This is a genomic window from Cupriavidus sp. 207A1 (assembly GCF_057798955.1).
Map to the genome: position 1 here is coordinate 262205 of NZ_JBYOJO010000004.1, position 14773 is coordinate 276977.

At 67.8% G+C, this 14773-nt stretch carries 11 protein-coding genes; 10 read left to right on the forward strand and 1 reads right to left on the reverse strand.

Annotation, left to right across the window (positions count from 1 at the left end; all coding sequences use genetic code 11):
* The first annotated feature begins 90 nt into the window (after nucleotides 1-90).
* The gene (locus tag AC3FMM_RS09285) at nucleotides 91-1320 is read left to right on the forward strand and encodes an MFS transporter (protein WP_488686484.1); all 1230 of its coding nucleotides are present in this window, start codon (nucleotides 91-93) and stop codon (nucleotides 1318-1320) included.
* A gap of 17 nt (nucleotides 1321-1337) precedes the next feature.
* On the opposite strand, the gene AC3FMM_RS09290 is transcribed toward AC3FMM_RS09285, so the two are convergent.
* A complete protein-coding gene (locus AC3FMM_RS09290) occupies nucleotides 1338-2564 on the reverse strand; it encodes an NnrS family protein (protein WP_488686485.1) in 1227 nt (408 codons plus the stop codon).
* A 230-nt stretch (nucleotides 2565-2794) separates the two neighbouring features.
* On the opposite strand from AC3FMM_RS09290, the gene AC3FMM_RS09295 reads away from it, so the two are divergent.
* From AC3FMM_RS09295 to mobB, 9 genes are all read left to right on the forward strand, one after another.
* Nucleotides 2795-4075 (forward strand): MFS transporter, encoded by a 1281-nt coding sequence (locus tag AC3FMM_RS09295; RefSeq protein ID WP_115713956.1) that lies wholly within the window; start codon nucleotides 2795-2797, stop codon nucleotides 4073-4075.
* 53 nt (nucleotides 4076-4128) lie between these two features.
* A complete protein-coding gene (locus AC3FMM_RS09300) occupies nucleotides 4129-5514 on the forward strand; it encodes a NarK family nitrate/nitrite MFS transporter (protein WP_473704625.1) in 1386 nt (461 codons plus the stop codon).
* A gap of 189 nt (nucleotides 5515-5703) precedes the next feature.
* Nucleotides 5704-9444 carry a nitrate reductase subunit alpha gene (locus AC3FMM_RS09305; protein ID WP_116313959.1) on the forward strand — a complete coding sequence of 1247 codons (3741 nt, stop codon included), beginning with the start codon at nucleotides 5704-5706 and terminating at the stop codon, nucleotides 9442-9444.
* Entirely contained in the window at nucleotides 9441-10991 is a 1551-nt protein-coding gene (gene narH, locus AC3FMM_RS09310; RefSeq protein WP_488686486.1) for a nitrate reductase subunit beta, read from the forward strand. The genes AC3FMM_RS09305 and narH overlap by 4 nt, the downstream gene beginning before the upstream one ends.
* 27 nt (nucleotides 10992-11018) lie before the next feature.
* A complete protein-coding gene (gene narJ, locus AC3FMM_RS09315) occupies nucleotides 11019-11684 on the forward strand; it encodes a nitrate reductase molybdenum cofactor assembly chaperone (RefSeq protein WP_488686487.1) in 666 nt (221 codons plus the stop codon).
* 197 nt (nucleotides 11685-11881) lie between these two features.
* Complete coding sequence (narI, locus tag AC3FMM_RS09320; RefSeq protein WP_116313956.1) at nucleotides 11882-12565, forward strand: respiratory nitrate reductase subunit gamma; 684 nt, start codon at nucleotides 11882-11884, stop codon at nucleotides 12563-12565.
* A 27-nt stretch (nucleotides 12566-12592) separates the two neighbouring features.
* Entirely contained in the window at nucleotides 12593-13345 is a 753-nt protein-coding gene (locus AC3FMM_RS09325) for a peptidylprolyl isomerase (RefSeq protein ID WP_116313955.1), read from the forward strand.
* Nucleotides 13346-13374: 29 nt separating this feature from the next.
* On the forward strand, nucleotides 13375-14073 hold the full coding sequence (locus AC3FMM_RS09330) for a carbonic anhydrase (protein ID WP_116313954.1): 699 nt from the start codon (nucleotides 13375-13377) through the stop codon (nucleotides 14071-14073).
* Nucleotides 14070-14627: a molybdopterin-guanine dinucleotide biosynthesis protein B gene (mobB, locus tag AC3FMM_RS09335; protein ID WP_115713964.1), complete on the forward strand. Its 558-nt coding sequence runs from the start codon at nucleotides 14070-14072 to the stop codon at nucleotides 14625-14627. The genes AC3FMM_RS09330 and mobB overlap by 4 nt, the downstream gene beginning before the upstream one ends.
* The last annotated feature ends 146 nt before the right edge of the window (nucleotides 14628-14773 follow it).

Here is a 14773-nt window from a genome sequence, read left to right on the forward strand (position 1 = left end):
TTGAAACTGATTATGGATCATGCCGGTTTTTGCTGAAGCCGCAAAGGGCCAGACTGCGGGCTTCGTCCTCCCTTGCGCCCCTCTCCGACCATGGCTTCCTCCCCTTCCACCTTCGCCGCTCCCACCCGGGCCCGGCTGCCGCTGGCGTTGTACGCGCTGACGGCCGGCTCGTTCGGCATCGGCTGCGCCGAATTCGTGATCATGGGCCTGCTGCTGCAGGTCGCCGCCGACCTGCAGGTGACCATCGCCGCGGCCGGCATGCTGGTGTCCGGCTACGCGCTGGGCGTGTTCGCCGGCGCGCCGGTACTGACGCTGCTGACGCGCCGCATGCCGCGCAAGGCGGTGCTGCTGGCGCTGATGGTGATCTATACCGTCGGCAACGCCGCCTGCGCGCTGGCGCCCGACTACACCACGCTGATGATCGCGCGCGTGCTGACCTCGCTCACGCATGGCACCTTCTTCGGCGTCGGCGCGGTGGTCGCGACCGGGCTGGTGCCGGAGGACCGCCGTGCCTCGGCGATTTCGGTGATGTTCTCGGGCCTGACCCTGGCCACGCTGCTGGGCATGCCCGCCGGCGCCTGGCTGGGCCTGCACCTGGGCTGGCGCTCGACCTTCTGGGCCATGACGCTGGTCGGGCTGCTGTCGCTGGCGGTGATCGCGCTGCTGGTGCAGAAGAGCCAGGACCACGGCGCACGCGTCGCACTGCGCGACGAGCTGGCCACCATCGGCCGCCCGCAGGTGCTGCTGGGGCTGTTGATGACGGTGCTGCAGTCGATGGGCATCTTCGCCGTGATCACCTATGTGCAGCCGTTGCTGACACGGGTGTCCGGCTTTGGCGAGGTGGCGGTATCGCCGATCCTGCTGCTGTTCGGCGCCGGCATGATCGTCGGCAACGTGCTGGGCGGCCGCTTTGCCGACCGCGCCCCGGCGCGCGCGGTGCTGGCCACGCTGGCGGCGCTGACGGTGGTGCTGGCGGCGATGACGCTGGCCATCCACAGCCAGGTGCTGGTGGTGGCCTTCGTCGGCATCCTCGGCGTCGCGGCCTTTGCCACGGTGTCACCGCTGCAGCTGCGCGTGCTGCGCCACGCCCACGGCGCCGGCGAGAACCTGGCATCGAGCTTCAATATCGCCGCATTCAACCTGGGCAACGGCCTGGGTGCGTGGATGGGCGGGGTGGTGGTCGATCACGGCCCGGGGCTGACGGCACTGCCCTGGGTGGCGGCACTGGCGCCGATGGCGGCGCTGGCGGTGGCCTGGCTGAGCGTGAAGCTGGACCAAGGCGCGCGCAACCGCGCGCCAATGGCGCAGGCCTGCCCCTGAGCGCCAGCGCGGTCTCGTCAGCCCGGCTTGCCGTCCACGCGCGGGCGCGCCAGCCGCGGCGCATACGTCAGCGCATAAAGGCCAAAGCCCGCCACCCAGCACGCCCCCGCGCCCCACACCCAATGCAGGTAGCCGGCGGGCCAGGCCATCGGCCCGAACACGCGCAACACCGCCGCCGCGGCCACCAGCCAGTACGCCGCGGTCTCGGCGCGGCCGGCCACCAGCATGCGGCCGGTGTGGCCCAGCGCGGTGCGGGTAATCATGGCAATGATCGCCACACCGAGCACGCCCACCGTGAACGCGTGCGTCGCCAGCCCGGCCATCACCAGTCCGAGCGCGCCGAGCGCCTGCAGCAGCAGCGCCAGCGGCAGCCACGCGTAGGCCAGGTGCAGCACCCACAGGATCGGCCGGTTGCCGACCGCGTAACCGCGCCACCCCGCCACGCGCGCGCCCAGCACCAGCGCCGCCAGCAATGACAGCGCCGCCGCCAGCCATGCCGGCACGGGCAGCAGCCCGGCCGCCAGGCCGAGCACCGCAGCAGGAATCACCAGCCGATCCACCCGCCGGTACTGGCGCAACCGGAAGCCGGGAATCGCATTGGTGGTGAACATCGGAATCACGCGCCCGCCGATCACCACCACGAACAGCGTCACCAGCGCCACGCCGGCGCGGCACGCCAGCATCGCGCCGGCGTCATGGCCGCGCGCCTGCAGCCACAGGCTGGCGATATCGGCCAGCGCCAGCAGCCATAGCGCGAGCGCGAGCGGATAGTTGCGGCGATTGCCGCCGCGCACCAGCGTGCGCGTGAAGGCCAGCGCCGCCAGCGGCAGGAACGCGGCTTCGATGGCGAAGGCCACGGTGCCCGGCGCCACCCACAGGCCCACGCGTCCGGCCAGCCACAGCCCGAACAGCACGGCCAGCGCCGCGCCGGTCGGCGTGGGCTGCCCGGTCCAGGCACGTCCCGCCGTGAACAGGAATCCCACCACGATCGCGGCGGCAAAGCCGAACACCATCTCGTGCGCATGCCAGAACATCCCGGGCAGCACTGGTGCCGGACCGACCGATTGCATGCCCGCCAGCATTGCCGACCAGGCCGCGATTGCCAGCGCGGCAAACACCGCACCGCCCAGATAGAACGGCCGGAATCCCAGCGCAAACAGGGCAAAGCCACGTGGCGGCGGGCCCGCGGGGGCGTTGCCGGAAGGCGGCATGCGCCGCGCGGGAAGGATGGGAATGGTGTCCATGTCTGGAAGGCAACGGAGGTGCGGCGCGCGGTCGGCCGCGGCGGCGCCAACACTGCGCCGCATGTCGTCGCCACGATAGCACCGCCACCGCGCCGGCGACCTCCCCCGGTAGAACTACTTCCAAAGGCAGTCAGCGCCGCGCCTGCGCTGTGCGGCCGGCGAATAGGCAGCACCAGCGCCCGCCCCTACTCTGGCATCACCCCCGCCAAAGTTGACACAGGAGCATGGCCATGGCCACCCAACCCCGCGCGCCGGAGCCGATCCCGCCCGGCGCCGCAATGACACTGGCGTCCAGTACTTTTGCCTTCACCATCTGTTTTGCCGTGTGGATGCTGTTCGCGGTCCTCGGCATTCCCCTCAAGCAACAGCTCGGCCTGAACGACACCGAATTCGGCCTGCTCGCCGCCACCCCGGTGCTGAGCGGCTCGCTGATCCGCGTGCCGCTGGGGCTGTGGACCGACCGCTTCGGCGGCCGCATCGTGTTCTTCGTGCTGATGCTGGCCACCGTGATCCCGATCTGGCTGATCTCGTATGCGACCACGTTGTGGCAGCTGCTGGTGCTGGGGCTGTTCGTCGGCCTGGCGGGCGGCTCGTTCTCGGTCGGCACGCCCTACGTGGCGCGCTGGTTCCCGCGCTCGCGCCAGGGGCTGGCGATGGGCATCTTCGGCGCCGGCAACTCAGGCGCCGCGCTGACCAAGTTCGTCGCGCCAGCGCTGATCCTGGCGGCAGGCACCTGGACCGTCGTGCCGCGCGTCTATTCGGTGGCGATGCTCGCCACCGCGCTGCTGTTCTGGGTGTTCTCGCGCAGCAACCCGGCGCACATGGTCAAGTCCAGCGTGGGCTGGCGCGAGCAGCTGGCGGTGATGCGCGATCCGCGCGTGTGGCGCTACTCGCAGTACTACTCGGTGGTGTTCGGCGGCTATGTCGGCCTGTCGCTGTGGATGACCAAGTACTACATCGGCGAATACGGCTTCGACATCAAGACCGCCGCCTTCCTGGCCGCCTGCTTCTCGCTGCCCGGCGGCGTGCTGCGCGCCATCGGCGGCTGGATCTCGGACCGCTACGGCGCCCATCGCACCACCTGGTGGGTGATGTGGGTGAGCTGGGTCGGCTTCTTCCTGCTGAGCTATCCGCAGACCGATTTCATCATCCAGACCACCAGCGGTCCGCAAGGCTTCCGCATCGCGCTGACGCCCACGGTATTCACTGTCCTGCTGTTCGTGGTCGGCATTGCCTTCGCCATCGGCAAGGCCTCGGTGTTCAAGTTCATCTCCAACGATTTCACCCACAACATCGGCGCGGTTTCCGGCGTGGTCGGCCTGGCCGGCGGCCTGGGCGGCTTCATCCTGCCGATCCTGTTCGGCATGCTGGCCGACCTGACCGGCATCCGCAGCAGCTGCTTCATGCTGATGTACGGCACGGTGTGCGTGAGCCTGGTGTGGATGCACTACAGCCACCGCGCTGAACGCCAGCGCAAGGCGCAGGCCGTCGGCCTCACGCAGGCAGCCTGATTGCTCACCTCACAAGCGCGCCTCCGCGCTCTCTCAACCAAGGCATACCAATCATGACCTCATCCGTACTCACCCGCTGGGAGCCCGAGAACGCGGCATTCTGGCAAAGCGAGGGCGAGCGCATCGCCTATCGCAACCTGTGGATCTCGATCCCGGCGCTGATGCTGGCGTTCGTGGTCTGGATGCTGTGGAGCGTGGTCGCGGTCAACCTCGACCGCGCCGGCTTCCAGTTCACCAAGAACCAGCTGTTCTGGCTGACCGCGCTGCCGGCGCTGTCCGGCGCCACGCTGCGCATCTTCTATTCCTTCCTGGTGCCGATGTTCGGCGGGCGCCGCTTCACCGCGATCTCCACCGCGCTGCTGCTGATCCCCGCGCTGGGCATGGGCTTCGCATTGCGCGACCCGTCCACCGGCTATCCCACGCTGCTGGTGCTGGCGCTGCTGTGCGGGCTGGGCGGCGCCAACTTCAGTTCGTCGATGGCCAATATCAGCTTCTTCTTCCCCAAGGCGAAGAAGGGGCTGGCCACCGGGCTGAATGCCGGCATCGGCAACCTGGGCGTGTCGGTGGTGCAGTTCGTCACGCCGCTGGTGGTGTCGCTGGCGGTGTTCGGCGCGCTCGGCGGCGAGCCGCAGCAGTACCAGGCCAACGGCGCCACGCAGGACCTGTGGCTGCAGAACGCGGGCTTTATCTGGGTGCCGTTCATCGTGGTGTCGGCGCTGGCCGCGTGGTTCGGCATGCATGACATCGCCGATGCGAAGGCGTCGTTCGCCGAGCAGGCCGTGATCTTCAAGCGCAAGCACAACTGGCTGATGTGCTGGCTGTACGTGGGCACCTTCGGCTCGTTCATCGGCTTCTCGGCCGGGCTGGCGCTGCTGACCAAGTCGCAGTTCCCGGGCGTGAACCCCACCGCCTATGCCTTCCTCGGGCCCCTGGTCGGCGCGCTGACGCGTCCCGTGGGCGGGTGGATCTCCGACAAGCTCGGCGGTGCGCGCGTCACGCTGTGGACCTTCGTCGGCATGATCGTGGCGGTGTTCGCCGTGCTGGCGGCGCTGCCGCACGACGGCGCCGGCGGCAACTTCACGTACTTCCTCGCGGCCTTCATCGCGCTGTTCGCGCTGACCGGCATCGGCAACGGCTCGACCTTCCGCATGATCCCGGTGATCTTCCTGACCGAGCGCCAGCGCGCCGCGAAGGGCAAGGGCGACGCCGCGCAGCGCCAGGCGCTGCAGGAAGCCGGCAAGGAATCCGCGGCGGTGCTGGGCTTTTCCGGCGCGATCGGCGCCTACGGCGGCTTCTTCATCCCCAAGAGCTTCGGCACCTCGCTCGAGCTGACCGGTGCCCCCGACGCCGCGCTGTATTGCTTTATCGCCTTCTACCTCAGCTGCGTGCTGGTGACGTGGTGGTACTACGCGCGCCGCAACGCCCCCATGCCCTGCTGATTCCCTTGCCGGCCGGACTAGTTCTTCGGAACTAGGTCCGCGCCGGGCATCTCCCCCGATCGCCATCCGGCGGCTGTTCCACCAGCGAATTGGCCGCCGCCCCGCTCCCCCATAAGCTCGAGGTGTCCCTGCAAATGCTCCCGGGCAACCGCCGGAGCCCCGCAGAATAGCCTCGCGGAGAACAAGCAAATGAGTCATTTCCTGGATCGACTGAAGTTCATGTCGCGCGTCAAGTCCACCTATGCGGACGGCCACGGCGCGGTGGTGAACGAAGACCGCAAGTGGGAAGACGGCTACCGCAGCCGCTGGCAGCACGACAAGATCGTGCGCTCCACCCACGGCGTGAACTGCACCGGTTCGTGCTCCTGGAAGGTCTACGTCAAGAACGGCCTGATCACCTGGGAAACGCAGCAGACCGACTATCCGCGCACGCGGCCGGACCTGCCCAACCACGAGCCGCGCGGCTGCCCGCGCGGCGCCTCGTACAGCTGGTACGTCTACTCCGCGCAGCGCGTCAAATACCCGATGATCCGCGGCCGCCTGATGGAGATGTGGCGCGAGGCCCGCAAGACCATGGATCCCATCGCCGCCTGGGAATCGATCAGCCAGGATCCGAAAAAAGCGGCGCGCTACAAGAGCGTGCGCGGCCAGGGCGGCTTCGTCCGTGCCGACTGGAACACCGCCACCGAGATGATCGCCGCGGCCAACGCCCTTACCGTGAAGAAGTTCGGCCCGGACCGCGTGATCGGCTTCTCGCCGATCCCGGCGATGTCGATGGTTTCGTACGCCGCCGGTGCGCGCTACCTGAGCCTGCTCGGCGGCGCCTGCCTGTCGTTCTACGACTGGTACTGCGACCTGCCGCCGGCCAGCCCGCAGATCTGGGGCGAACAGACCGACGTGCCCGAATCGGCCGACTGGTACAACTCCACCTACCTGATGGTGTGGGGCTCCAACGTGCCGCAGACGCGCACGCCCGACGCGCACTTCTACACCGAGGTCCGCTACAAGGGCACCAAGACCGTCGCGGTCTCGTCCGACTTCGGCGAAATGGTCAAGTTCGGCGATATCTGGCTGGCGCCGAAGCAAGGCACCGATGCCGCGCTGGCGATGGCCATGGGCCATGTGGTGCTGAAGGAATTCCACGTCAGCGGCAAGTCCGCCTACTTCCGCGACTACGTGAAGCAGTACACCGACATGCCGATGCTGGTGCTGCTGCGTGACAACCAGGGCACGCTGGTGCCCGACCATTTCCTGCGCGCGTCGCACCTGGCCGACAACCTCGGCGAAGCCAACCATCCCGAATGGAAAACCCTGCAGATTGACGACGCCACCGGCGAGATCGTCGCGCCCAACGGCTCGATCGGCTTCCGCTGGGGCGAAGGCGCCCACAACGGCGGCGAGAAGGTGGGGCGCTGGAACCTGGAAATGAAGGACGGCGGCAGCGGCCGCGCGGTCGAGCCGCGCCTGTCGCTGCTCGGCAAGGAAGACGAGGTGGTGGAAGTGGGCTTCCCCTACTTCGGCGGCGAACACGATGAACTGCTGCGCCGCCGCGTGCCGGCACGCCGGCTGACGCTGGCCGATGGCAGCACCGCACTGGTGGCCACCGTGTACGACCTGCAGATGGCCAATTACGGTGTCGACCAGGGTCTGGGCGGCCCCAACGTGGCGTCGTCGTATGAGGACGACGTGCCCTACACCCCGGCCTGGCAGGAGAAGCACACCACCGTCCCGGCCCGCCTGGTGACCCAGGTAGCGCGCGAATTCGCCGACAACGCCGACCGCACGCAAGGCAAGAGCATGGTGATCGTCGGTGCCGCGCTGAACCACTGGTACCACAACGACATGATCTACCGCGGCATCATCAACCTGCTGATGATGTGCGGCTGCATCGGCAAGAGCGGCGGCGGCTGGGCCCACTATGTCGGCCAGGAAAAGCTGCGCCCGCAGTTCGGCTGGGCCCCGCTCGCGTTCGGCCTGGACTGGTCGCGCCCGCCGCGCCAGATGAACGGCACCTCGTTCTTCTACAACCACACCAGCCAGTGGCGCCACGAGAAACTGGGCGTCGACGAGATCCTGTCGCCGACCGCCGATCGCAAGCGCTACGACGGAATGTCGCTGCTGGACCTGAACGCGAAATCCGAGCGCATGGGCTGGCTGCCGTCGGCGCCGCAGCTGGGCGCCAATCCGCTCGACGTGGTCGATGCGGCCGAGCAGGCCGGCAAGGACCCGGTGGCCTACACCGTCGAGCAACTGAAGTCGGGCGCGCTGCAGTTTGCCTGCGACGATCCCGACAACCCGGCCAACTTCCCGCGCAACATGTTCGTGTGGCGCTCCAATATCCTGGGCAGCTCGGGCAAGGGGCATGAGTATTTCCTGAAGTACCTGCTCGGCACGCAGAACGCCGTATTCGGCGACGAAAACGACGCGATCACGCCGAGCGAAGTCAAGGTGCGCCCGGCCGCCGAAGGCAAGCTCGACCTGCTGACCGTGCTGGACTTCCGCATGAGCACCACCTGCCTGTACGGCGACATCGTGCTGCCGACGGCAACCTGGTACGAGAAGGACGACCTCAACACGTCCGACATGCACCCCTTTATCCACCCGCTGTCCGAGGCCGTGCAGCCGCTGTGGGAAAGCAAGACCGACTGGGAAATCTACAAGGCCATCGCAAAGAAGTTCAGCGAGATCGCCGGCCCGTACCTGGGCACGCGCAAGGACCTGGTATGCACGCCGCTGCTGCACGACACCCCGGGCGAACTGGGCCAGCCCTTCGAGCCGAAGGACTGGAAGGCCGGCGAGTGCGACCTGATCCCCGGCAAGACCGCGCCGTCGATGACGGTGGTCGAGCGCAACTACGCGGACATCTACAAGAAATTCACCTCGATCGGCCCGCTGCTCGACAAGCTCGGCAATGGCGGCAAGGGCATCAACTGGAACACCCAGCATGAGGTCAAGGAAATCGGCGACCTGAGCCACACGGTGACGGAACCCGGCGTGAGCCAGGGCCGACCGAAGCTCGAAACGGCGATCGACGCCGCCGAGATGATCCTGACCTTCGCGCCCGAAACCAACGGCCACGTCGCCGTCAAGGCGTGGGAAGCGCTGTCGAAGATCACCGGCCGCGACCACACCCACCTGGCCGAAGGGCGCGAGCACGACAAGATCCGCTTCCGCGACGTGCAGGCGCAGCCGCGCAAGATCATTTCCGCGCCGACGTGGTCGGGCCTGGAATCGGAGGAAGTCAGCTACAACGCCGGCTACACCAACGTGCACGAACTGATCCCCTGGCGCACGCTGACCGGCCGCCAGCAGTTCTACCAGGACCATCGCTGGATGCTGGACTTCGGCGAAGGCGCGTGCGTGTACAAGCCGGCCATCGACACCAAGACCGTGGCGCCGATGCTGGGCAGGAAGCCCAACGGCAACCCGGAGCTGGTGCTGAACTGGATCACGCCGCACCAGAAGTGGGGCATCCACTCCACGTATTCGGACAACCTGCGCATGCTGACGCTGTCGCGCGGCGGCCCGCACGTGTGGATCTCGGAAGCCGAGGCCAAGGCCAACGGCATTCGCGACAACGACTGGGTCGAGGTGTTCAACGTCAACGGCACGCTGACCGCGCGCGTGGTGGTGTCGCAGCGCGTGCCCAAGGGCATGTGCCTGATGTACCACGCCCAGGAAAAGATCGTGAACGTGCCGGGTGCCGAGACCAGCGGCATGCGCGGCGGCATCCATAACTCGGTCACGCGCGCCGTGACCAAGCCCACGCACATGATCGGCGGCTACGCGCAGCTGGCCTACGGCTTCAACTACTACGGCACCGTGGGGAGCAACCGCGATGAGTTCGTGATCCTGCGCAAGATGAAGAGGGTCGACTGGCTGGAAGGCCCGCTCGTGGAAAAGACTGAGAAGGAAGGAGCAACGCAATGAAGATCCGCGCCCAGGTGGCCATGGTGCTGAACCTCGACAAGTGCATCGGCTGCCATACCTGCTCCGTGACCTGCAAGAACGTCTGGACCAGCCGCGACGGCGTCGAGTACGCGTGGTTCAACAACGTCGAGACCAAGCCCGGCATCGGCTATCCCAAGGAATGGGAGAACCAGGACAAGTGGCAGGGCGGCTGGAAGCGCAATGCCGACGGCACGCTGGAGCCGCGCCAGGGCGGCAAGCTGAAGATCCTGGCGAACCTGTTCGCCAATCCCAACCTGCCGGCGATCGACGAGTACTACGAGCCCTTCACCTACGACTACGAGCACCTGCAGAAGGCGCCGCTGTCGCAGACCCCGCCCACCGCGCGTCCGGTCTCGGTGCTGACCGGCCGCAAGATGGAAAAGATCGAGTGGGGCCCGAACTGGGAAGACGACCTCGGCGGCGAGTTCAGCTCGCGCGGCCGCGACAAGCTCTTCGACGACGTGCAGAAGGAGATGTACTCGACCTTCGAGAACACCTTCATGATGTACCTGCCGCGCCTGTGCGAGCACTGCCTGAACCCGGCGTGCGTGGCCTCGTGCCCGTCGGGCTCGATCTACAAGCGCGAGGACGACGGCATCGTGCTGGTCGACCAGGACAAGTGCCGCGGCTGGCGCATGTGCATCTCGGGCTGCCCGTACAAGAAGATCTATTTCAACTGGCAGAGCGGCAAGGCCGAGAAATGCCTGTTCTGCTATCCGCGCATCGAGGCTGGCCAGCCCACGGTCTGCTCAGAGACCTGTGTCGGCCGCATCCGCTACCTCGGCGTGATGCTGTACGACGCCGACCGCATCGAGCAGGCCGCGTCGGTGGCCGATGAGCGCGACCTGTACCAGTCGCAGCTCGACGTCTTCCTCGATCCGCACGACCCGGCGGTGCAGGCCGAGGCGCTGCGCCAGGGGATTCCGCAAGGCTGGCTCGACGCCGCGCGCAAGTCGCCGGTCTACAAGATGGCGTGCGAGTGGAAGGTCGCCTTCCCGCTGCACCCGGAGTACCGCACGCTGCCGATGGTCTGGTACATCCCGCCGCTGTCGCCGATCCAGTCGGCGGCCGAGGCCGGCCACATGGGCATGAACGGCATCATCCCCGACGTCAAGAGCCTGCGCATCCCGGTCAAGTACCTGGCCAACCTGCTGACCGCGGGCGACGTGATGCCGGTGCTGTCGGCGCTGGACCGCATGCTGGCAATGCGCGCGTACAAGCGCTCGCAGGTCGTGGACGGCGTGCAGGACCTGGACGTGCTCAGGCAGGTGGGCCTGACGCCCGCGCAAGTCGAGGACATGTACAAGACCATGGCCATCGCCAACTACGAAGACCGCTTCGTGATCCCGTCCTCGCACAAGGAAATGGTCGAGGACAGCTTCAACGACAAGGCCAGCTGCGGCTTCACCTTCGGCAACGGCTGCTCGGGCGGCACCTCGGATGGCGCGCTGTTCGGCAAGAAGCCGCAGGGCAGCGTGCATTTCGTCGACATGCCCAGGTCGCGCAAGAAGGCAGTGATGAGCTGAGCGACCGCGAACGAACCGGAGAACAACATGCCCCTCTATCCCATCCTCAGCGCGCTGCTCGGCTATCCCGAGCAGGACCTGGTCGACGCGCTGCCCGAGATCGACGCCGCGCTGGCCGAGTGGCCGCAGGCGCGACACCTGCTGGCCCCGGTGACCGGCATGCTGCGCGGCGAAGCGCTGATCGCGCTGCAGGAGAACTATGTCGCCACCTTCGACCGCAACCCGGCGCACTCGCTGCACCTGTTCGAGCATGTGCACGGCGAAAGCCGCGACCGCGGCCAGGCCATGGTCGACCTGATCGACGAGTACCGGCGCGACGGCTTCGAGCCCGCGGCGTCGGAGCTGCCCGACTACGTGCCGTTGTTCCTGGAGTTCCTCGGCGCGCTTGCGGCCGACGGCAATGACGCCCGCGCCGAACAGTTGCTCGGCGAAGCCATCCACGTGCTGGCCGCGATCGGCGACCGCCTCGCGCGCAACCAGAGTCCGTACGCCGGCGTGTTCGCCGTGTTGCGCACGCTGACCGACGTGCAGCCGCAACCGCAGCAGGAGCCGCCGGTGCGCGACATGGACGAGGCGCTGGAGACCTTCGGTCCGGGCGCCGATGGCGTGGAGCCGCTGCTGGCACCTCAGGCCGGGCCGCAGGCGGTGAAGTTCTATCCGCGCGGCACCGCGCCGGCGCCCGCAGCCTGCTGACATGCTTTCGCGAGTCGCTTGTTTTCTCCCCTCTCCCGCGTGCGGGAGAGGGGCGGGGGTGAGGGCGGGAGCTTCAACGGAGCGCCGGTGCTTAAACCACCCCTCACCCTGCCCTCTCCCCTGAGGGGAGAGGGGAACACAATCGGCAAAGACGCACACGCACGCCCTTGCAGCCCCACTTACCGAGCTAACACACCATGGCAACCCTCCACCAATTCCTCTTCGGCATCTACCCGTACATCGCGCTTGCCATCTTCCTGTTCGGCAGCCTGGCCCGTTTCGAGCGCGAGCAATACACCTGGAAGAGCGACAGCTCGCAGGTGCTGTACCGCGGCAACCTGCGCACCGGCAACATCCTGTTCCATGTCGGCATCCTGGGCCTGTTCTTCGGCCACCTGGTGGGCCTGCTGACCCCGGTGGCGGTGTGGGACGCGCTGGGCGTCTCGCACGGCTTCAAGCAGGGCGTGGCCATGGCCGCCGGCGGCGTGATGGGCACCATGTGCCTGGCCGGCCTGCTGATCCTGCTGCACCGCCGCCTGACCAACGCGCGCGTGTCCGCGGTGACCCGCACCGGCGACAAGGTGCTGCTGCTGTGGCTGCTGGCGACGCTGCTGCTGGGCCTGTCCACCATCTTCGAATCGGCCGGCCATATGGACGGCCACATGATGGTGCAGCTGATGAACTGGGCCCAGCACATCGTCACGCTGCGCGGCGACGCCGCCGGCTTTATCGCCGACGCCCCGCTGCTGTTCAAGGCGCACCTGTTCATGGGCATGACCCTGTTCGTGATCTTCCCGTTCACGCGGCTGGTGCATGTGTGGAGCGGCTTTGCCTCGCTCGGCTACCTGGGCCGCGCCTGGCAGCTGGTGCGCAGCCGCTGAACGCCATCACCGCACAAGGAGAATCCGATGCCTGTCACCGTCAACGGCGTGGAACTGCGCGACGCCGATATCGAACGCGAGCTGGACCATCATCACGACGCTGCCAATCCCGCCAGGATGGCGACGATCTCTGCCATCCTGCGCCTGCTGGTACGCGAAGAGGCTGGCCGCATCGGCCTGGCCGTTCCCGGCCAGGACGACGACGCGCTCGCCATGGCGCTGCTGGAACGCGAGGCCGGCATCCCCGAGCCTGACGAAGCCAGCTGCCGCCGCCACTACGACAGCCGTCCGGAGCGCTTCCGCGACGGCGAATGGGTCGAGGCCGACCACATCCTGTTCCAGGTGACGCCACGCGTGCCGCTGGACGCGCTGCGCGAGATCGCGGCGCAGACGCTGGCGCTGGTGCGCGGCGATCCGTCGAACTTCGCGCAGCATGCCCGCGCGCTGTCCAATTGCCCGAGCGGCAACAACGGCGGCCGCCTGGGCCGCGTGTTCCGCGGCGAAACCGCGCCGGAGTTCGAGCGCGCGTTGTTTGCCGCGCAGCATGACGGGGTATTGCCGCAACTGGTCGAGACCCGCTTCGGGCTGCATATCGTGCGCATCCTGGAGCGCTGCACCGGCACCCGCCTGCCTTTCGACGCCGTGCGTGGCGACATCGCCTGTGCGCTGGCCACGGCGGCACGCGACCGCGCCTGGAAGCAATACGCCAGCCTGCTGATCGGGCGCGCCCGCATCGAGGGCATCGAGCTGGAAGGCGCCGACAGCCCGCTGGTGCAGTAGCGCCGCCATCCTGACCAACGGAAACCGCCATGCATCAGATCGAACATCTACTGAAGGGCTTCGAGCGGTTCCAGCAACGCTATTTCGACGATGCGCCGAGCCTGTTCGATGCACTGCGCACCGGGCAGCAACCGCCCACGCTGCTGATCGGCTGCTGCGACTCGCGCGTGGACCCGGCCCTGCTGCTGGGCTGCGACCCGGGCGATCTCTTCACCGTGCGCAATATCGGCAACCTGGTGCCGCCCTGCACCGGGCGTCATGAAGGCAGCCTGCACGGCGTGTCCGCCGCGATTCAGTTCGCGGTCGAGCAGCTGCAGGTCGACCGCATCATCGTGATGGGCCATGGCGGCTGCGGCGGCATCCGCGCGCTGCTGGCGCAGCCGGCCGACGCCGGCGACCATCCCCCCGACGAAGGCGACTACCTCGGCGCCTGGGTGCGCATCGCCGCACCGGCGCGCCGGCAGGTAGAACAAACGCTTGCCGACGCCAGCCCGGCGCAGCGCCAGCGCGCCTGCGAACAGGCGGCGATCCTGGTCTCGCTGCGCAACCTGCAGACCTTCCCGTTCGTGCGGCGCGCGCTCGAAGCCGGAAGGCTGACGCTGCACGGCTGGTACTTCGACCTGCAGGCCGGTGCGCTGCTGGCCTACTCGCAACGCGCCGATGCCTTCCTGCCGCTGGTATGCCCTTTGCCCATTACCACCGCACCAACCGAATCCGTCACGACATGAAACCCTTTATCTTCGGCATCACCGGCACCTCGGGCAGCGGCAAGACCACGCTGATCACCGCACTGCTGCCGTGGTTTCGCACGCAAGGCCTGACCGTCAACGTGATCAAGCACAGCCACCATCCGCTGGAACTCGAGCCTCCCGGCAAGGACAGCGCGCGCTTTCGCGCAGCCGGTGCCACCGAAGTGATGGTGGCCTCGCCCTATCGCTACGCCATCGTGCGCGAGCTGGCCAATGAAGCCGAGCCGACGCTTGCCGAGCAGGTGGCACGGCTGCGGCCCGCGGACATCACGCTGGTCGAAGGCTTCCGCCGGGAGGACATTCCGCGCATCGAGGTGTACCGCCCGGCGCATGGGCGTGCGCCCTACTATCCCTGCGATCCCTCGATCGTCGCGGTGGCTACCGATGCGCGGCTCGACACATTGCTGCCGTGCCTGCCGCTGGACGATACCGCGCAGGTCGGGCGGCTCATCCTCGCGATGCGTGGCCGGAACCATCTGGATGCGCTCGATCCCGGCGCTTTCCCCACAGCGATGGACATGGTGGCCGCCTGAGGGCAGCCTCCGGCAGCCCCGGCGGCATGTGCGGAATGCAGCGTCCGCGCATAGCCGGAACGCGCGCGCCAGTGCCCGCCCCGCCACCCGTCTCGACAATTTCCGCACGCCGCCTATCTTAAGGGTGTCAGTACCGGCGCGTCGGT